14 protein-coding genes, 8 tRNA genes and 2 pseudogenes are annotated in these 18,769 nt (G+C 74.1%); 12 read left to right on the forward strand and 12 right to left on the reverse strand.

Going from position 1 to position 18,769, the window contains the following annotated elements; genetic code table 11:
• Nucleotides 1-24: 24 nt before the first annotated feature.
• Nucleotides 25-381, forward strand: coding sequence for a hypothetical protein (locus ACIA8O_RS21510; RefSeq protein ID WP_396295533.1), 357 nt, complete (start codon nt 25-27; stop codon nt 379-381).
• 75 nt (nt 382-456) lie between these two features.
• Here the strand turns inward: ACIA8O_RS21510 and ACIA8O_RS21515 are convergent, their stop codons facing one another.
• Complete coding sequence (locus ACIA8O_RS21515; protein WP_396295534.1) at nt 457-1,923, reverse strand: S1 RNA-binding domain-containing protein; 1,467 nt, start codon at nt 1,921-1,923, stop codon at nt 457-459.
• A gap of 203 nt (nt 1,924-2,126) precedes the next feature.
• Here ACIA8O_RS21515 and ACIA8O_RS21520 point away from each other — a divergent pair, with 203 nt between their 5' ends.
• The 4 genes and pseudogenes from ACIA8O_RS21520 to ACIA8O_RS21535 all read left to right on the forward strand — a co-directional run bounded on the left by ACIA8O_RS21520 (nt 2,127) and on the right by ACIA8O_RS21535 (nt 4,720).
• Nucleotides 2,127-3,107: an oxidoreductase gene (locus tag ACIA8O_RS21520; protein WP_396295535.1), complete on the forward strand. Its 981-nt coding sequence runs from the start codon at nt 2,127-2,129 to the stop codon at nt 3,105-3,107.
• A gap of 446 nt (nt 3,108-3,553) precedes the next feature.
• Nucleotides 3,554-3,670 (forward strand): annotated as a pseudogene (locus ACIA8O_RS21525) (hypothetical protein); the annotation flags it as partial.
• A 38-nt stretch (nt 3,671-3,708) separates the two neighbouring features.
• Nucleotides 3,709-3,867, forward strand: coding sequence for a DUF6193 family natural product biosynthesis protein (locus ACIA8O_RS21530; RefSeq protein ID WP_396295738.1), 159 nt, complete (start codon nt 3,709-3,711; stop codon nt 3,865-3,867).
• Nucleotides 3,868-3,913: 46 nt separating this feature from the next.
• Complete coding sequence (locus ACIA8O_RS21535; RefSeq protein WP_396295739.1) at nt 3,914-4,720, forward strand: TrmH family RNA methyltransferase; 807 nt, start codon at nt 3,914-3,916, stop codon at nt 4,718-4,720.
• 21 nt (nt 4,721-4,741) lie between these two features.
• Here the strand turns inward: ACIA8O_RS21535 and ACIA8O_RS21540 are convergent, their stop codons facing one another.
• From ACIA8O_RS21540 to ACIA8O_RS21555, 4 genes are all read right to left on the reverse strand, one after another.
• A complete protein-coding gene (locus ACIA8O_RS21540; RefSeq protein WP_396295536.1) occupies nt 4,742-5,068 on the reverse strand; it encodes a hypothetical protein in 327 nt (108 codons plus the stop codon).
• Between the two features lie 166 nt (nt 5,069-5,234).
• Nucleotides 5,235-5,308 (reverse strand) — tRNA-Trp (locus ACIA8O_RS21545).
• A tRNA-Ile gene (locus ACIA8O_RS21550) sits at nt 5,309-5,382 on the reverse strand.
• Nucleotides 5,383-5,785: 403 nt separating this feature from the next.
• The gene (locus tag ACIA8O_RS21555) at nt 5,786-6,280 is read right to left on the reverse strand and encodes an HAD domain-containing protein (protein WP_396295537.1); all 495 of its coding nucleotides are present in this window, start codon (nt 6,278-6,280) and stop codon (nt 5,786-5,788) included.
• Between the two features lie 291 nt (nt 6,281-6,571).
• Between ACIA8O_RS21555 and ACIA8O_RS21560 the strand changes: the two genes are divergently transcribed.
• The 5 genes from ACIA8O_RS21560 to ACIA8O_RS21580 all read left to right on the forward strand — a co-directional run bounded on the left by ACIA8O_RS21560 (nt 6,572) and on the right by ACIA8O_RS21580 (nt 13,852).
• Nucleotides 6,572-7,513 carry an ABC transporter permease gene (locus ACIA8O_RS21560; RefSeq protein WP_396295538.1) on the forward strand — a complete coding sequence of 314 codons (942 nt, stop codon included), beginning with the start codon at nt 6,572-6,574 and terminating at the stop codon, nt 7,511-7,513.
• A 98-nt stretch (nt 7,514-7,611) separates the two neighbouring features.
• Nucleotides 7,612-9,360 (forward strand): ABC transporter substrate-binding protein, encoded by a 1,749-nt coding sequence (locus tag ACIA8O_RS21565; protein WP_396295539.1) that lies wholly within the window; start codon nt 7,612-7,614, stop codon nt 9,358-9,360.
• A 37-nt stretch (nt 9,361-9,397) separates the two neighbouring features.
• Entirely contained in the window at nt 9,398-10,423 is a 1,026-nt protein-coding gene (locus tag ACIA8O_RS21570; protein ID WP_396295540.1) for an ABC transporter permease, read from the forward strand.
• Between the two features lie 23 nt (nt 10,424-10,446).
• The gene (locus ACIA8O_RS21575) at nt 10,447-12,123 is read left to right on the forward strand and encodes a dipeptide ABC transporter ATP-binding protein (protein ID WP_396295541.1); all 1,677 of its coding nucleotides are present in this window, start codon (nt 10,447-10,449) and stop codon (nt 12,121-12,123) included.
• 97 nt (nt 12,124-12,220) lie between these two features.
• A complete protein-coding gene (locus ACIA8O_RS21580) occupies nt 12,221-13,852 on the forward strand; it encodes an ABC-F family ATP-binding cassette domain-containing protein (RefSeq protein ID WP_396295542.1) in 1,632 nt (543 codons plus the stop codon).
• Between the two features lie 833 nt (nt 13,853-14,685).
• Here the strand turns inward: ACIA8O_RS21580 and ACIA8O_RS21585 are convergent.
• Nucleotides 14,686-16,002: pseudogene (locus ACIA8O_RS21585) on the reverse strand (serine/threonine-protein kinase); the annotation flags it as partial.
• A gap of 411 nt (nt 16,003-16,413) precedes the next feature.
• Here ACIA8O_RS21585 and ACIA8O_RS21590 point away from each other — a divergent pair.
• Nucleotides 16,414-16,617 (forward strand): hypothetical protein, encoded by a 204-nt coding sequence (locus ACIA8O_RS21590; protein ID WP_345278959.1) that lies wholly within the window; start codon nt 16,414-16,416, stop codon nt 16,615-16,617.
• A 228-nt stretch (nt 16,618-16,845) separates the two neighbouring features.
• On the opposite strand, the gene ACIA8O_RS21595 is transcribed toward ACIA8O_RS21590, so the two are convergent.
• The 6 genes from ACIA8O_RS21595 to ACIA8O_RS21620 all read right to left on the reverse strand — a co-directional run bounded on the left by ACIA8O_RS21595 (nt 16,846) and on the right by ACIA8O_RS21620 (nt 17,455).
• Nucleotides 16,846-16,920, reverse strand: a tRNA-Val gene (locus ACIA8O_RS21595).
• Between the two features lie 30 nt (nt 16,921-16,950).
• Nucleotides 16,951-17,022, reverse strand: a tRNA-Val gene (locus ACIA8O_RS21600).
• A 40-nt stretch (nt 17,023-17,062) separates the two neighbouring features.
• Nucleotides 17,063-17,134, reverse strand: a tRNA-Val gene (locus ACIA8O_RS21605).
• A 30-nt stretch (nt 17,135-17,164) separates the two neighbouring features.
• Nucleotides 17,165-17,236: transfer RNA gene (locus ACIA8O_RS21610), tRNA-Val, on the reverse strand.
• Between the two features lie 33 nt (nt 17,237-17,269).
• Nucleotides 17,270-17,343 (reverse strand) — tRNA-Cys (locus tag ACIA8O_RS21615).
• Nucleotides 17,344-17,382: 39 nt separating this feature from the next.
• Nucleotides 17,383-17,455: transfer RNA gene (locus ACIA8O_RS21620), tRNA-Gly, on the reverse strand.
• Between the two features lie 291 nt (nt 17,456-17,746).
• Between ACIA8O_RS21620 and ACIA8O_RS21625 the strand changes: the two genes are divergently transcribed.
• Complete coding sequence (locus tag ACIA8O_RS21625; protein WP_396295543.1) at nt 17,747-18,760, forward strand: chorismate-binding protein; 1,014 nt, start codon at nt 17,747-17,749, stop codon at nt 18,758-18,760.
• The last annotated feature ends 9 nt before the right edge of the window (nt 18,761-18,769 follow it).

The raw sequence follows: 18,769 nt of genomic DNA on the forward strand, positions 1-18,769 counted from the left end.
CGGAGGGCCCTACGGAGGCCCTCGATGTCCCGAACCGTCCGCACCACCCCGCACCGGCTCCGCAGCAGTGAGAGTGGACCGGTCTCCGTCACCCGCTACGACCTCCGCCACCCCGAGGCCGAACTGACCCGGGCCGCCCGGGAAGGCCGCCGCCCCGCCCCCGTCCGGACCCTGCGCCGGCTCCGCAGTTGGAACTGGATCCGACTCGACGGGAGGACGGGCGGCTTCGCCTGTGAGATCGCCACGGCCGAACGCCGCGGGCGCCTCCGGGCGCGCCTCGAAGCCGAGCGCCTCCGCGCCCTCCACCGGGCCAGCCACCCGCTCGACGGCGCGGACGTCCCGCCGGTGCGCCACCGCCACGACGCCCTCTGGCACGCCTGACCGGCCGGCCCGTGGACGCGGTCTCGTTCCGCGCCCACGGGCCGTTCCGCGCACCGGTCAGTCGGGGAGGGCGAGTCAGTCGGGGAGGGCGAGGACGATCCGGCGCCGCCCGAGGTCCACCTCGGCCACGGCGACCCCGATCTCCTCACCCACCGTCAGGACCTCCTCCGGGTGCCCGGGCTGACGCCCGTCCAGGCCCCTCAGACAGGAGACGTGGAGCAGGCCCTCGGCCCCCGAGGCCAGCCGGACGAAGGCGCCGAACGGCACCAGGTGGGACACCACACCCGTGACCGCCTCGCCCGGTGCGGGGAGCTGTCGGAACGGATCGGGTGTCAGGGCCTTCAGCGACAGGGACACCTGCTCCCAGTCGAGCTCCACGCGCAGCACCTCGGCCCGGATCCGCCGCCCGAGCGGGACGACCTCGTCGAGCGAGTCGAAGTGCAGCCAGGACATCTCGGGCACCTTGAGGAAGCCGAGCCCGCGCCCCAACCCCTCCTGGCCGAGGTCCAGGTCCACGTACACCCCGACGTCGTGGAGGCCGCTCGCCACCGTCCCCGTCACGACGTCCCCCTCCCGGAGGTGCCACAGCAGGTCACGGATCCGGTCGGCCCTGGTGCGGTTGGTGCGCCACCGGGCCCGCAGCACGCCGTCGGGGTCCGGCAGCTGACCGGCCATCAGCGGGCCGGGGCCCTCGGGGCCCAACGGCACCAGCGCGGCCCGCCGCCCCGGACCGGCCGGGATCTGGACTCCGACGTCGTGACCGGCCAACCACGGCTCGGCGATCCGCCCCGAGCCGAACGAACCGTCGGGCCGTTGCTGGACGAGCAGTTCGAGCCGCTCCCCGCGCCGGACGGCCGCCCGCACCGCCCCGATGTCCTCGGTCGCGTCCGGCCGGACCGACAGCCGGGCCCGCGGGGCCAGGCCGCCGCGCAGGGCGTGCACCTCCGCGGCGCTCGTCGGCCGGTGCCAGCGCCGGGCGTTGCCGATCCACCGTTCCTCCACCAGGACGGCCCCGGCCTCGGCGACCAGACTCCCGAGCCGCTCCCACCAGGCACCGTCCGCGGGAGGTTCGCCGGACGGTTCGTCGAGCCCGGGCCGGTACGGCGAGCAGGCGACCGGCACGGCGAGCACCTCCGGCGCGGACACCGCGGGCGGCCGGGCACCGCCCAGGTAGAGGTCGCCCTCCTCGCCGACGTGCACGAAGAAACCGCCGCTCCCCGACAGGCGGCACCAGAGCCCCTCCAGCGCCAGCATGCTCCGCAGCAGCGCGGCCCCGGTGGCCGTCGGCACCGCCGCGCCGTCGTGGAAGCCCGCCGCCCCCTCGGGGAAGAGCTCGGCCAGCCGCTGCTCCGCCCGTTCGAGGCGTACGTGGTGGGAGAAGAACCCGCCCAGCATCGGGTTGTCGATCACGAACTCGGTGACACCGGCCGCAGCGGCGGACTCGGCGACCACCTGCGCCGCGGCCTCGGCGAACCGCAGCCGCTCCTGGTGGGTCAGGCTGCCCGGGGACGCGTGGGTCAGCCGGTGGACGAAGGACGCCATGTCAGCGCCCCGCGCGGCTCGAAGTCGCCCAGAGGGCCGGTCGCGGGTGGACAGGAGAGGGAATCATGCGCGCAGCGTAGCGAACCCACCGGCGCCGGACGAGGTGTACGGCCGACGGGACCACACCCCTGATCCGCCGTCAGCCGATCCGCCGTCGGCGAAGCTCCTGGCGGGTCCCGGCGGGGAGTGCTTGGGTGGGTGGCATGGATCTCCTCGTACTCGGCGGCACCGCCTGGCTCGGCCGGGAAGTCTCCCGGCAGGCACTCGCCCACGGACACCGCGTGACCTGTCTCGCCCGGGGCGAGAGCGGCCGGGTGGCGGAGGGCGCCACGCTGGTCGCGGCGGACCGTTCGCAGCCCGGCGCCTACCGGGAACTGACGGGCCGTGACTGGGACGCCGTGGTGGAGGTCTCCTGGCAGCCCGGCTTCGTCGGCGACGCACTGGACGCCCTCGCGGACCGCGCCCGGCACTGGAGCTACGTCTCCTCGGTGAGCGCGTACGCCGAACACCCCTTCGGCGCCGACGAGTCCACCCCGCTCCTCCCGCCGCTGGAAGGCCGCGAGGCCGCCCGCGAGACCTACGGCGAGGCCAAGGTGGCCTGCGAGCGGGCCTCCGCGCAGGCCCTCGGCGACCGCCTGCTGACCGCCCGCGCCGGGCTGATCGGCGGCCCCGGCGACCGCAGCGGCCGCACCGCCTACTGGGTGGCCCGCGCCGCCCGCGCCCCCGAGGCCCCCCTCCTCGTCCCCGGCACCCCGGACCTCCCCACCCAGGCCGTCGACGTCCGCGACCTCGCCGCCTGGCTGCTCCACTGCGCCGGAAAGGGCACCTCCGGCACCTTCGACGCGGTCGGCCCGGTGGTCCCGTTCGCCGAGTGGGTGGAGCTCTCCCGCACCGTCGGCGGCCACACCGGCCCGGTCGTCCCCGCCCCCTCCGCCTGGCTGCTGGAGCAGGGCGTGAACCAGTGGATGGGCCCGGACTCCCTCCCCCTGTGGGTGGACGACCGCGCACTGGACGGCTTCGCCACCCGCCCGGGCACCGCCGCCCTCGCGGCCGGCCTGACCCACCGCCCCCGCACCGAGGTCCTCGCCGACCTGCTCCACTGGGTCCGCACCGACACCCCCGACCTCGCCGCCGGCCTGACTCCGGAGCGGGAGCGGGAACTCCTCCGCGCCCTGGCCGGCTGATCCCCCGTCAGCCGCCCCGCCCCTGAGTCCATCGGGCACATCGGGCCGATGGACTCAGGGGCGGGGACCGGCCAGCACGACGCGTGGGGCGACGGGGTGCTGCGGGCCGCGTTGAAGACCACGGCCGAGCAGCTGGGCGTGGCGTGGCCCGAGCCGGAGCCGGACTCGCTCCGCATCGCCGAGTACCGCGCCGCCGGAGGCGCCCGGCGGGTGACGGTGTATCCGCCGGGCGACGGACGGGAGTTGTTCCAGGTCAACCTCCTGCACGACGGCCCCCGGCTGGCCGGCGGCTGCACCGACGACCCGGCCGAGGTGGTCCGGGCGACGGTCGCGTGGACCACCGGCGCGGGGTTGGAGGAGGTCCGGGAGCGCGCCCCGTTCATCGGGTTCCGGCCCTGGGCCCTCGCCCACGAGCGCGAGCCCCTCAACCCGGTGGAACTGACCTGGTGCCTCAAACTCGACCGCGTCCACCTGCCGCCCCGTACGACCGGTTCCCCGAAGCCCACGCGCTGCTCGCGGCCGCGTACGCCCAGCCGGCGCTCCGTCAGCTGATGCCGGTCAACAGCCACTTCGCCCTCTGGTTCTCCAGCCACGTCGAGGAGTGCTGGCGGCATCCGGTGGGCCACCTCATCGCCCCGACCCCGAGAGCGGCTACGCGGTCTTCCACAACGGCGAGCCCGTCGCGCACACCGAGACCCCGGAGGAGGCCGTGGCCCTCGTGGCGGCCGCCCTCCCGCCGGACCTCGGACCGGCGTCCTGAGACATCGCCGCACGCCGCCCCTCCCCACCTGTGCCAAGATCGACGGGTGGCAGAACCGAGCACCATCACCGACCCGACCGACCCGCGCCTGGCCGACTACACCGGCCTGACCGACGTCGAGCTGCGCCGCCGCCGCGAGCCCGAGGAGGGCCTCTTCATCGCCGAGGGCGAGAAGGTGATCCGCCGGGCGGTCGCGGCCGGCTTCCGGATGCGGTCGATGCTGCTCACGCCGAAGTGGCTGGACGTGATGGCCGACGTGATCGCCGACACCCCGGCGCCGGTCCACGTGGTGGAGCCCAAGCTGGCCGAGGAGGTCACCGGCTACCACGTGCACCGCGGCGCGCTCGCCTCGATGGAACGCAAGCCGCTCCCCGAGGCCGCCGAACTCCTCACCGGCGCCCGCCGGGTCGCCGTCCTGGAGGGCCTGGTCGACCACACCAACATCGGTGCCATCTTCCGCAGCGCCGCCGCCCTCGGCATGGACGCCGTCCTGCTCTCCCCGGACTGCGCCGACCCGCTCTACCGACGGGCCGTCAAGGTCTCGATGGGCGCGGTCTTCTCCGTCCCCTACGCCCGCCTGGACCCCTGGCCGGCCGCCCTGGCCACCGTCCGCGAGGCCGGCTTCGAACTGCTCGCCCTCACCCCGTCCGGCGCCGACGACCTCGACGCCACCGCCCCGCACACCCTCCCCAAGGCCGCCGTCATGCTCGGCGCCGAGGGCGACGGCCTCACCCCGAAGGCCCTGGCCGCCGCCACCCGCCGGGTGCGCATCCCGATGTCCCACGGCATCGACTCCCTCAACGTGGGGGCCGCCGCCGCAGTCACCTTCTACGCGGTCAACACCGGGATCTGACGGGGCACCGGCCGCCGGTGGTCAGCAGGAGCCGCGTCCGAGGGTGCTCCGGGCCGAGTAGTGGACCACGGCGGTGGCGTAGCCCGGCATCTGTGCCACGAACTGCCGGGTCCGGCCGCGGCCGACAGCAGCGGCGTAGTCGTTGGCGGCCCAGAAGAGGCTGAGCCCGACGAGCCCGAAGACCACGGCCCACTCTGCGACGACGGCCCATTCGGGACGACGGTCGGGAGGACGGGGCGGCCCTTGGTGAACCGCGGACGTGCGGTGCAGCTGCACCAGGTAGGCGAGCAGCACCACCCCGAGCGCCAGGTTGAGCGGCGCCGCCACCAGGTGGCCGGACGGAAGCACACAAGAGGAGGGCCACACTCACGCGCGCGAACCCCTACATCGCCACCATGAAGCAGATACCGCCTTGAAGTGGGTCGAAGTATCACAAGAATGACACCTGACCCGGCATCAGTCGATCACGCAGAGCCCCGCGACACGACAACCTTCTCCGGCGACACACTCGTTGCACGGGTGGAGGGACTCGAACCCCCAGCCTGCCGCTTTGGAGGCGGCTGCTCTGGCCAATTGAGCTACACCCGCTCAGCCCGGCTGGAGTTGAACCAGCGACCCCCGCCTTATCAGGGCGGTGCTCTGACCGACTGAGCTACGGGCTGTCGGCCTCGCGGCCGGTGCCCTGATTCTGCTGCCCTGCCCGCCCCGGGGTCATCTGGTTTTCCGGTGGATCCACCCGGGCCGAGGGGGACCGGCACGGTGGATCGACAGCGCGGGCCGCTCCGTGTGAGCATGCGGGGCATGACGATCACTGCCCGAAAGGGCCGTGCCGCGTAGGCGGCCGGGCGCGTTGCGCGCCCCTCATCCACGACTCTTCGCCTCGCGCGGCCCGTACAGGATCGACCGCTTGACTCCGCGAACGTCCGCCGCTGTTCGCAGACTTGAGGCACGAGCCGACGTCGAAGGCGTGTGGCCGGGGTGCGTCGAGGTGGCCCTCCAGGCTCCGAGGGGATCGCCCGTTCGGTTGAGGCGAGCCGGCGGTGAGCGGGCGGCCGGGGCTGGGCCTCAGGCCGGTCGGCGCAGCCAGGAGTCGAGGGCCGCGAAGTCACCGTCCGTCAGACCGCGGTGGGGATCGACCCGGTGCAGTAGGGCGGGGCCCGGGTGGTGGGTGGCGACCCATGCCCGGTCGGCGACGGTGAGTTCGTCGTCGACCCAGGCGAAGGGCCGCCCGGCGGCTCGGGCCACCAGGGTGCGGGTCTTCCAGTGCAACCCGAGCCGCTCGTCCTCCTCCTCGTCCGCCTCGGACGGCTCCGGCCAGGTCACCACGTCGAGCCGCGGGAGGCCGAGTCGTGGCGCGATGCACTCGTTCGCCTCCTCCAACCAGGTCGTCGCCCAGACGAGTTCGCACGGGAGCGCGGCAAGCCGTGGGCCGTGCGTGGGGTCGATGCGGCCCAGGAGGGGATTCGCGTCGTCGCCGTGCCCGTGGTCCCGGTACTCCTCGGGTGTCCCGCCGAAGGGGATGAGCGGGCCGTCGACGTCGAGGAAGAGCAGGGGGGACATGGCTCCACCTTAGGTGTGGTGGAGGTCTCACCCACCCCGAACCGGACCCCCTATGTAGTCATTTGTCCGCTTCTCCGTGTCGGCAGCATTGCAGCGAAATGAAGCCGTCGCAATGCGCGAAACAAAGCGGCGAAACCGCCCGGAGAATGATTTGCGAAAGGCGCATCGCATCCGATCTGATGGCATTCGACGGGCCGCCGGGAAACCCTCGGAAGGTCGTCCGTACATACACACGCACATCAGCGCACCCTCACCCACGGGGCGGCGGAGAATTCGGGGAGTACGCCTCTCATGGCAGCAGTAGCAGCAGCGCGCACCACGCCCCTGGCCCGGCTGCTCCGCGACCGCACCGGTGCCGCCGCCCTCGCGGTGGTCGCGGTCTTCCTCCTCCTGGCCCTCGCCGCCCCGCTGATCGCCGCCGTCTACGGCAAGAACCCCACCGAGCACTACGGCCAGAACACGCCCGGCCTGCTCGGCGACTCGGGCCTGCCGATGCTCCCCAACGGCGGGATCTCCGCCGACTTCTGGTTCGGGCTGGAGCCCGGCCTGGGGCGGGACGTGTTCACCCAGCTGTTGTACGGCATCCGCACCTCCCTCCTGATCGCCTTCGCGGCCGCTGCCGTCACCACCCTGATCGGGGTGCTGGCCGGTGTCGCGGTCGGCTACCTCGGCGGGCTGACGGACCGTCTCTTCGGATTCCTGGCGAACGTCCTGCTGGCCTTCCCGACGCTGCTCCTGCTGCTCGCGCTCAGCCCGGTGGTGCAGTCCCGGCTGGTGGATCCCACTCAGGCCGAGCCGGAGTGGATGCAATTCCTGGTGTTGATCCTGGTGTTCTCCGCATTCGGCTGGATTCCGCTCGCGCTCTCGCTCCGTTCGTCGGTGCGTTCCCTCCGGGAAAGGGATTTCGTGCAGTCGGCGAAGGCCCAGGGGGCCGGCGCGTTCCACATCGTCTTCCGTGAACTGCTGCCGAACGTCCGGGCCCAGCTGCTGGTGCACGCGACGATGGCGGTGCCGGGCTTCGTGGCCTCCGAGGCGGTGCTGTCCTTCCTCGGGGTCGGCATCACCGAGCCCGTCCCGGACTGGGGCCGGATGATCTCGCGCGGTTCCGAGGTCTTCCGGGCCGACCCGACGTACATGGTCTTCCCCGGTGTGGCACTGCTGGTCTTTGTGCTCGCCTTCAACCTGCTCGGCGACGCGGTCCGCGACGCGCTGGACCCCCGCTCCGCCCACTGAGCCACCGTCGCCCACCGAGCCGCCGTCTCTCCCTGAGCCACCGTCACAGAACACCCCCTCTACCGCCCCACGTCCCCGGGGCAAGGAGTCACTCCGCCATGCGCCTGACCAGACCGACCCTCGCCGTCCTCGCCACCGCGCTGCTCGCCACCGCCTGCTCGGCGGGAGCCGGCGCGGGTTCGGGCACCGGCCCGGGCGTCAAGGACACCTCCCCGCTGACCGCCGCCCTCGGCACCGAGCAGGAGAGCGCCGGCCCGGCGCCCGCCGTCCCCGGTGCGAAGCCCGGCGGCACGGTGAACGTCTACAACACCACCGACTTCCGCCACCTCGACCCGCAGAAGGTCTACGCGGGCGCCACCTACAACACCTCGCTGCTGTGGGGCCGTCAGCTGACCCAGTACCAGGTGGTGGACGGCAAGGCGAAGCTGGTCGGCGACCTCGCCACCGACACCGGCACCGCCACCGACGGCGGCCGCACCTGGACGTACCGGCTGAAGGCCGGAGTGGCCTGGGAGGACGGGCAGCCCATCACCTCGCAGCAGGTGAAGTACGGCATCCAGCGCTCCTTCGGCAAGGGCTTCGAGGTCGGCCCGCCGTACTGGGCGCAGTGGCTGACCGGCGAGGCCAGCTACGAGGACGCCCGGAAGAAGTACGCCGGCCCGCAGGACGGCGACCTGGCCGCGATCGAGACGCCGGACGAGCGCACGATCGTCTTCCGCTTCCCGCAGCCGCAGGCCGACGTGCCGTACATGGCCGCGCAGTCCTCCTCGTCCCCGGTGCGCAAGGACAAGGACACCGGCACCGACTACGACCGTCTGCCGTTCGCCAGCGGCCCGTACCGGATCGTCGAGCACGTCCAGAACACCCGGCTGGTGCTGGAGCGCAACCCGCACTGGAAGCCGGAGACCGACCCGATCCGCAGCCAGTACCCGGAGAAGTTCGTCTTCAGCTTCGGCAAGGAGGCGCTCAACATCAACCAGGAGATCCTCTCCGGCCGGGACGGCGGCGCCAACGCCACCACGGTGGCCACCCAGCTCTCGCCCGAGCTGTACCAGACCACCGACACCGACCCCAAGGCCAAGGAGCTGGTGGTCACGGGCCGTCAGGGCGCCTTCGTCACCCAGCTGGTGGTCAACAACGAGCGGGTCCCCGACCCCGAGGTCCGCAAGGCCCTGCACCTGGCCTACCCGCGCCAGCAGGCCCGCCAGGTGCTCGGCGGCTCCCGGGTCGGCGAGCTGGCCACCACGCTGAGCTCCCCGGCGCTGCTCGACTGGCAGAAGTACGACCTCCACCCGGCCAAGCCCGAGGGTGACCCGGAGGCCGCCAAGCAGGTGCTGGCCCAGGCCAAGCAGGTGCCGGCGAGCCTCACCTACGCGTACGCCAACACCCCGAACGGCCAGCGCGTCGCCCAGGTGCTGGTGGACGGCTTCGCCAAGGCGGGGATCACCGTCGTGCCCAAGCCGGTGGACGCCAAGGCGCTGCTGGACGAGGCGCACCGGGCCGACTCCCCGTACGACCTGTTCGAGGAGACCAGCTCGGTCGACTGGCCGACCCCGTCCACCCTGGTCCCGTTCTCCTTCGACGGCCGGGCCAACAGCGACCTCAACTCCGCCCGCTACCGCAACCCGGCGGTGGACAAGGAGATCGACCGGATCAACCAGATCGGCGAGCCCCGGCAGAAGGCCAAGGAGCTGTACGCGCTGGAGCAGACCGTGATGAAGGACCTCCCGGTGCTGCCCTTCGCCTACCCCAACGCCACCCAGCTGCGCGGCGCCAACGTCGGCGGCGCCTTCATCCACCCGATCTACGGCTCCGTCAGCCTGGCCTGGGTCCACCTCAAGGCCTGACGACCCCTCACGGCCCCGCCTCCGCCGGGGCGGGGCCGTGCCCACCCGCATCCACGAAACCGGACCGGCCATGCTCTCCTTCGCCCTGCGGCGGGCCCTCCAGGCCCTCGCCGTGCTGGCCGCGGTCTCCGCCGCCGCCTTCGTGCTCTTCCACGCCGCCCCCGCCGACCCGGCCCGGGCCGCCTGCGGCCCGCGCTGCGACTCCGGCCAGGTGGCGGCGGTCCGTCAGAGCATGGGCCTGGACCAGCCGTTGCTCACCCAGTACACCGACTACCTCGCCGGGGTCGTCGTCGGCCGCGGGATCAGCGACGTGGACGGCTCGGTCATCGACTGCGCCGCCCCCTGCCTCGGCTACTCCTACCGGCTCCACCAGCCCGTCACCCAGGCGCTGACCGAGCACCTGCCGGTCACCTTCTCGCTCACCGCCGGCGCGCTGGCCGTCCTCCTCGTCCTCGGCCTCGGCACCGGCTTCGTCTCCGCGCTGCGCCACGGCACCCGCACCGACCGGCTGCTCTCCGGCTTCACCCTGCTCGGCGCCAGCGTGCAGATCTACTTCCTCGGCCACGTCGCCCAGTGGGCCCTGGTCTACACGACCGGCCTGCTGCCGCTGCCCGCCTACACCCCGCCCGCCACCGACCCCGCCGCCTGGGCGGGCGGGATGCTGCTGCCCTGGCTGGTGCTCGGCTTCGTCAACTCGGCGGTCTTCGCCCGGCTCTCCCGGGCCCAGCTGCTGGAGACCATGGACGAGGAGTACGTCCGCACCGCGCGCGGCAAGGGCCTCGGCCGGCTGCGGGCCCACCTGAAGTACACCTCGCGCGGCGCGGCCGGGCCGCTGGTCCAGCTGCTCGGGCTGGAGGCGGGCGCGCTGCTCGGCGGCGCGGTGATCACCGAGACCGTCTTCGGCCTCAACGGCGTCGGCACCTTCGCCGCCGAGGCGGTGGCCGGGCAGGACCTGCCCGCCGTGGTCGGCACGGTGCTGCTCGCCGCCTGCTTCGTGGTCCTCTTCGTGGCCCTGGCCGACCTGGTGGTGGCCTGGCTCGACCCGCGCATCCGCCTCAGCTGACCCCGCATCAGAAAGCTTCCGTCATGACCCCGAACACCTCCGCGGAGCCGGTGCTGAGCGTCCGCGACCTCTCCGTCACCTTCGCCGCCCGGCCCGGGAGCGTGCCCGTACGGGCCGTTCACGGCGTCTCCTTCGACCTCGCCCCGGGCGAAGTCCTGGGCCTGGTCGGCGAGTCCGGCTCCGGCAAGTCCGCCACCGGGCTGGCCCTGCTCGGCCTGCACGACCCGCGCACCACCACCGTCACCGGCTCCGTCCGGCTCGGCGGCCGGGAGCTGGTCGGAGCGGGGGAGCGGGAGCTGCGCCGGGTGCGGGGCGGCCGGATCGCCCTGGTCTTCCAGGACGCGCTGACCTCGCTCAGCCCGTTCCACACCGTCGGCGCCCAACTCGCCGAGATGTATGGGCTGCACCACCCCGGCGCGGGCCGCACCGAGGCCCGCCGCCGGGCGGCCGCGATGCTCGACCGGGTCGGCATCCCGGCGGCCCGGGCCACCGACCACCCGCACCGCTTCTCGGGGGGCATGCGCCAGCGCGTGATGATCGCGATGGCCCTGATGAACGAGCCGGACGTGCTGGTCGCCGACGAGCCCACCACCGCACTGGACGCCCGGGTCCAGCGCCAGGTGCTGGACCTGCTGGGGGAGTTGCAGCGCGAGCACGGCACCGCCGTGCTGCTGGTCAGCCACGACCTCGGCGTGGTGGCCGGGCACACCGACCGCACCCTGGTGCTCCGGCACGGCGAGAGCGTGGAGACCGCCCCGACCGCCGACCTGCTCGCCGCCCCGCGGCAGCCGTACACCCGCGCCCTGGTCGGCGCCGCGCTCACCCTGGACACCGTCCCGGGCTCCGTCCTCCCGACCGTCGACGATCCGTCACCCGCCCCGGCCCGTACGGCCCCCAGAGCCGTCGAGGTGCGTCCCGACACCTCCTGGCTGGTCGAGGCCGAGGACCTCGCCGTGCACTTCCCCGGCCGGCGCCGCCACCCCTTCCGCGCGCCCGAACCCCTCCGCGCCGTCGAGGGCCTGGGCCTGCGGATCGCCCCCGGCGAGACCCTCGGCCTGGTCGGCGAGTCCGGCTCCGGCAAGTCCACCACCTCCCGGGTGCTGGCCGGCCTCCAACGCCCCACCGGCGGCGTGCTCCGCTACGACGGCCAGGACGCCACCCGCCCCGACCGCGCCCTGCGCCGCCGCCTGGCCCGCGAGGTCCAACTGGTCTTCCAGGACCCGTACGCCTCCCTCAACCCCCGCCGCACGGTCGCCCAGACCCTGGACACCCCGCTGCGCCTGCACACCACCCTCACCGCCCCCGAACGCCGCGAACGCTCCGCCGAACTCCTCGAACAGGTCGGCCTCCCCGCCGCCCACCTCGACCGCCACCCGCACGAGTTCTCCGGCGGCCAGCGCCAACGCATCGGCATCGCCCGGGCCCTGGCCCCCGGCCCGCGCCTGATCATCGCCGACGAACCCGTCTCCGCCCTCGACGTCTCCGTCCAGGCCCAGGTCCTCAACCTCCTCGCCGAACTCCGCGACCGCCTCGGCGTCGCCTTCCTCTTCGTCTCCCACGACCTCGCCGTGGTCCGCCACTTCTGCGACCGCATCGCCGTCATGCACCACGGCCGCCTGGTCGAACAGTCCCCCCGCGACCACCTCTTCGCAGCCCCCCACACCGACTACACCCGCTCCCTCCTGGCGGCGGCCCACTGAGACGAGACGGAGCGTCTTGCCAAGTGCGCGGACAAGGTCTAAAGTTCTGCAAGACGAGACGAACCGTCTCGCTCGAAAGCCGAACGAAGGACCACGCTTGCGCACTGCCGCTGCCGCCGATACCCGCATCACCCTGTCCGAGGTCACCAAGCACTACGGTGACCGCCTCGTCCTCGACCGCGTCACCTGCACCGTCCGGCCCGGCGAACGGATCGGCCTGGTGGGGGAGAACGGCGCGGGCAAGTCCACCCTGCTCCGGCTGCTGGCCGGGCTGGAGCAGCCCGACAACGGCACCGTCCGGGTCGACGCCCCCGGCGGCGTCGGCCACCTCGCGCAGACCCTCGACCTGCCGCCGACCGCGACCGTCGGCCGGGCCGTCGACCTGGCCCTGGCCGGGCTGCGCGCCCTCGAAGCCGACATCCGGCTGGCCGAACTGACCCTCCCTCAGGACGGCCCCGAGGGCCTGGCCCGCTACGGCGAACTGCTCACCGCCTGGGAGGCCCGGGGCGGCCCGGACGCCGACCGGGCCGTGGCCACCGTGCTGCGCCGCCTCGGCGAGCGCACCCCGCTCGACCCGCGCCGCCCGCTCGGCACCCTCTCCGGCGGCCAGCGTTCGCGGCTGGCCCTGGCGGGAGTGCTGGCCGGCGCGCCGGAGCTGCTGCTGCTCGACGAGCCGACCAACGACCTCGACGACGAGGCCGTGGCCTGGCTGGAGGAGCGGCTGCGCGCCCACCCCGGCACGGTGGTCGCCGCCACCCACGACCGCGCCTTCCTGGAACGGATCACCGACACCGTGCTGGAGGTGGACGAGGCCCGCCACACCCTCCACCGGCACGGCCACGGCTACCGGGGCTACCTGGCGGCCAAGGCGGCGGCCCGGGCCCGCTGGGCGCACGACCACCGGGAGTGGAAGGCCGAACTGGCCCGCCACACCGCCCTGGCGGAGAGCAGCGCCCTCCGGCTGGCGGCCGTCCCGCGCAAGGCCCCCGCCGCGTTCAGCGGGGCGGGCGCCTTCCGCGCCCGGTCCCGGGCGCACGGCGCGATGAGCCGGGTCCGCAACGCCCGCGAGCAGCTCCACCGGCTCACCGAACGGCCGGTGCCGCCGCCCCCGGTCCCGCTGCGGTTCGCCGCCCGGGCGGCCGACGGCGGCACACCGGGGCCGGTCGAACTGACGGGCGTCCGGGTCGAGGGGCGGCTCGCACTGGACCTGCTCCGCCTGGAGCCCGGCGCCCGGCTGGTCGTCACGGGGCCGAACGGCGCCGGCAAGTCCACCCTGCTCCAGGTCCTGGCCGGGGAACTGACACCCGGTCAGGGCACCGTCCGCCGCCCGGCCCGGGCCGGCCTGCTCCGCCAGTACGCGGGGCCGGTCACCGACGACCGCACCGTGCTGGCCGCCTACGCGGCCGGCCGCCCCGGCGAACCCGCCGACCACGCCGAGCGGTTGCTGACCCTCGGACTGTTCCGCCCGGCGGACCTGGCCACCCCGGTCCGCCACCTCTCGGTCGGCAACCGCCGCCGCCTGGAACTGGCCCGGCTGCTCACCACCCCCACCGACCTGCTCCTGCTCGACGAGCCCACCAACCACCTGGCCCCGGCCCTGGTGGAGGACCTGGAGGAAGCCCTGACCCACTACCCCGGCACCCTGGTCGTCGTCACCCACGACCGCCGCCTGCGCCGCACCCTGCGGGGCGAGCGGCTCCACCTGCGGGCGGAGGCGGCCGAGAGCTGACAGCGGGGACGGGCCCGCCGGGGGACGACCGGACGACGAAGGGTGTCGACGCTCCGCTTCAGAGCCGACCGGGTGTCAGCCATGGCCATGGCCGGGCCCGGCGGTCCCCTGCGCGGTGCTGCCGTCCCGCCCCGGGCCGCGCAGCCGACCGGGTGCCGGCTGCCGCGGCGTCAGCTCCCGCTGGGCGTCGCGGTGGGGGAGAAGGCCGACGGCGGGGCGCCGGCCGCGGCCGGGGCGGGGCCGGTGGGGGTGCCGGTGACGCCGGAGCCGGGCCAGGACTCCTCCAACTGCCCGTCGCCGCGCACCGTGTAACGGGTGGTCGAACCGGCCCCCGTCGCGGAGACCCGTTCCTCCCGGACCAGGGCGCCCGGCTCGACCCGCCAGGTGGCGGCGGCCTGCGGGTCGGCCACCGAGGTGCGGGCGGCGAGCAGGACGGGGGTGTCCGCGCTGAAGCCGTACAGCTGGACCAGGTCGGCGGGGGCGGAGCCCTCCGCCCGGCGCAGCACCACCAGCGCGGCCGGGGCCCCGTGGTAGCGGGCCGGGACGACGGCGCTGAGCGAGACCTGCGGTCCGCCCCCGTCGGCCGAACGGCCGTCCCGCAGGCGGATCGCCGCCCCGCCGGACGGGTCGGCGTAGCTGCGGTTGGCCCAGTCCACGGCGGGCAGTGCGCCGCCCGCGGGGGTGAGCCCGGCGTCGCCGGAGGGGCCCTTGGCCACCGCCGCGAACGGCGCGGAGGGCTGCACCCCGTCGATGGAGACGGAGACCGGCGTGCCGGAGGAACCGGCCGGAGAGACCGCGGAGTGCGGCGGGCGCAGGCCCTGGTCGGAGCGGTTCTCGCAGCCCTGCGCGGCGGCGATGGCCAGCGCCACCCCGAGGGTGACGGTCACGAAGACCACCAGCCGCTGCCGCATCAGCCGCCGCCGGGCCTCCCCGGGGCCGCCGGGGCGGCCGGGCACGGGCGTGTGCTGGCGGTCGCGCCGGGGTTGGCCGGAGCGCGGACCGGGCGGGACCGGGCGGCCGCCGGGCGGCGTGGTCCGCTCCCGGGCCGCGACGGGCCTGCCACCGGTGGGACGCCCGCCCGTGTGCTCGCCCTGCCGTACGGCGGTGCGATCGCCGGGGTGCGCGCCGGGGTGAGCGCCGGCACCGGTGCCCGCGCGCTCGGCCTGACGCTCCCTCAGGGCCTCGGCCGTGACGCCCGGCGGCATCGGCACGGTGGCGGGCTGGTGCACCCCGGGCTGGTACGCGGCGGGCCGCGGCGGGGCCGCCGGCCGCTGCGGGGCGGGGGCCCGTCCGGGCGGGGGAGCGGCGGCGGCCCGGCGGCCGGTGGCGGCGCCCCGGGCGGCCAGCTCGGTGAGCCGCTCGTGCAGTGCGGCGGCACCGGGCCGCTCGGCCGGCTCCTTGGCCAGGCAGGCCCGCACCAGCGGCGCCAACTGCGGTGGCACGCCGGTGAGGTCGGGCTCCTCGTGGACCACCCGGTAGAGCATCACCTCGGAGGAGGCCCCGGAGCCGAACGGCGAGTCCCCGGTGAGCGCGTAGGCCAGCGTGGCGCCGAAGGCGAACACGTCGGTGGCCGGCGTCACGGCCACGCCGCGGACCTGCTCGGGCGCCAGGAAGCCGGGGGAGCCGACGGCGGTGCCGACGTGGGTGAGCGTGGAGGCGCCGCGCGACCATGCGATGCCGAAGTCGATGATCCGGGGGCCCTTGGGCGAGAGCAGGATGTTGGAGGGCTTGAGGTCGCGGTGCACCACCCCGGCCTCGTGCACCTTCACCAGCCCGTCGGCCAGCGCGGCCCCGATCCGGGCCACCTCCGGCCACGGCAGCGGCCCCTCCTCGCCCACCCGCTTGTAGAGCGAGGGCCCGGGCACGTACGCGGTCGCCAGCCAGGGCCGGTCCGCCTCGATGTCCGAGCCGACCACCCGGGCCGTGCAGGTGCCGCGGATCTTCGAGGCGGCCGCGATCTCCCGGGCGAACCGGGTGCGGAACTCGGCGTCCTCGGCCAGCTCGGCGCGGATCAGCTTGAGCGCGACCCGCTGCCCCTTGCGGTCCGAACCGAGGTAGACCACGCCCATCCCGCCGGCCCCCAGCCGACGGTGCAGGCGGTACGGGCCGACGATGCGGGGGTCCTCACGCCTCAGCCGCATCATCGCCATCGTCAGTTCTTCCCGTCAGTCCGGTGGTTGAGAGCCCGTCGGATGGGGCACCGTCAGAATCCTGTTCCGGCACAGCTTACGGACTCCGCGCTGCGGTGTGCTGATACGCAACACCACCGGGCCGGTCGGATTGTCCGATCTCCCCCGGACGCCCTCCTCAGGGGCGCCTCTCAGGGTTCCCCCGGGGTTCGGCTCCCCCGGTTCTCCGCCTCCAGTAGTACCTGAGGGGGAGGGGCGTCATCCTCCGGGAGGCCCATCGAACGGTACGCGGGCATGACGTCCCCGTCGGTGCCGCGCCATACCTTTGAGTCAGCGGTGGGCGGCCCGGCTCGTCCCCCGAGGTGAACCGCCCACCGCGACCGACAGACCAGCACACCGACCGATCGAACGCAGAAGGCAGGAGCACCCACCATGGCCGTCCAGCTCAACGAGGCGGGCCGTCGTCGCCTCGGGCTCCGCCCGGCTTCCGCCCGCTCCTCCGAGCAGGCCACCCGGCACCCGCTGGTGGCCGTGGCCATGGTGCTCCCCGTCGCGGTCGCCCTGCTGGTGCTCTTCGGCGGCTGGGACCAACTGGCGACCCAGACCAGGGCCGTCGCCGAACTGATCGGGCGCTGACCTTCTGGGGAGAGGGCAGCGCCACAGCCGGAGCACGCACGGCCGGGGCACGCGGACGGGCGGGCGGGCAGTGCGGACAACGACTCCGGCGCACGGAGCAGGGGCCGGGTACGAGCCGTCGGTGAGGGCGGCACGTACCCGGCCCCTGCCGCACCCGCCCTGACGGGCCGTCAACTCCCGGCAACGCGAAGGGCCGTGATCCTGTCCGGATCACGGCCCTCGGCTGTGTGGTGCGCGATACTGGGATTGAACCAGTGACCCCTACCGTGTCAAGGTAGTGCTCTCCCGCTGAGCTAATCGCGCCTGGTGAGGCGGTACTACGGGTACTGCGAGTGCGCGATACTGGGATTGAACCAGTGACCCCTACCGTGTCAAGGTAGTGCTCTCCCGCTGAGCTAATCGCGCCTGATGAGGCGGTACTACGGGTGATCCCGAGGGACCGACGTGCGCGATACTGGGATTGAACCAGTGACCCCTACCGTGTCAAGGTAGTGCTCTCCCGCTGAGCTAATCGCGCCTGGTGAGGCGGTACTGCAGGTACTGCGAGTGCGCGATACTGGGATTGAACCAGTGACCCCTACCGTGTCAAGGTAGTGCTCTCCCGCTGAGCTAATCGCGCGGGGAGGGCCCCTGGCGAACCAGGGGCACCTCATGGAGGTGGAGACGGGATTTGAACCCGTGTACACGGCTTTGCAGGCCGTTGCCTCGCCTCTCGGCCACTCCACCAGGCAACCGCGGAGAACGATCTTACCCTGTTCTCCGTCGAGCGGACGACGAGATTCGAACTCGCGACCCTCACCTTGGCAAGGTGATGCTCTACCAACTGAGCCACGTCCGCCTGTCCTCGGGGCCCTTCACCGCTTTCCTGCGGCTCCGTTTCCCGGCGACGTGTTGAACTTTAGCGGATTCCTGGGCCAGCTCAAATTCCGTTCCCGCAGCGTGCCGACGGGGTGCCCTCCGAGGCCCCTCCGAGCTGGCACCTCGTCAGGTCCCCGGGCCCGCCGCCGGGCCCTCGCGACCCGACGCCGGGCACCCCCGCCGACCTACACTTCGAAGCACCCCCGCACCACCCTCACCGCGCAGGAGCACCGTGTCCGGCCGCACCACCCCCCGCACCAGCCCGACCCCCATGGCGAGGTTCGCCGGCCGGCTGGCGACCGGCCTGCGCGACGTCACCTCCGACCCGGCCGCCCTCGAGGGCGAGGGGTACTGGGCGGTGGCGTACGACTTCGAGGGGCGCCTCACCTGCGCCCGCTTCGACTCCGTCCGCCCCGACCCGGCCCCGCCGCGCACCGAGGGGTGGCTCGGGCCCGACCCCGGGAGCTGGCACAGCTCGCTCGACCGGGACGCCTACACCGCGGGCGTGCGCCGCATCCGCGAACACATCGCGGCCGGCGAGGTCTACCAGGCCAACCTCTGCCGGGTGATGACCGCGCCGCTGCCCGATCCGGAGCGCAGCGACATCGACGCGCTCACCGGACTGCTCGCGCACGGCAACCCCGCCCCCCATGCCGGAACGATCCGCCTGCCCGCGCACGGGGTCGAGATCGCCACCGCCTCGCCCGAGCTCTACCTGCGCCGCCGGGGCCGCACCGTCTCCTCCGGGCCGATCAAGGGCACCGGCCGCACCGAGCACGACCTGCTGGAGAAGGACCACGCCGAGAACGTGATGATCGTGGACCTGGTCCGCAACGACCTCGGCCGGGTCTGCGCCACCGGCAGCGTCACCGTGCCCGACCTCTGCGTGGTGGAGAAGCACCCCGGCCTGGTGCACCTGGTCTCCACCGTGGAGGGCGAGCTGCGCGAAGGGGCCGGCTGGGCCGAGCTGTTCGGGGCCACCTTCCCGCCCGGCTCGGTCACCGGCGCTCCCAAGAGCAGCGCGCTGCGGATCATCGAGGCCCTGGAGACCGCCCCGCGCGGCCCCTACTGCGGCGCCGTCGGCTGGGTGGACGCCGACCGGGGCGAGGCCGAACTCGCCGTCGGCATCCGGACGTTCTGGATCGACCGGAGCGAGGCGGACCGCCCGGTGCTGCACTTCGGCACCGGCGCCGGCATCACCTGGGGCTCCGATCCGGAGCGGGAGTGGGACGAGACCGAGCTCAAGGCGGCCCGCCTGGTCGCGATAGCCTCGGGCACCGAGTAGCCGGCCCCT

It is taken from the genome of Kitasatospora sp. NPDC051853 (genome assembly GCF_044452665.1).
In the GTDB taxonomy this organism is placed as follows: domain Bacteria; phylum Actinomycetota; class Actinomycetes; order Streptomycetales; family Streptomycetaceae; genus Kitasatospora.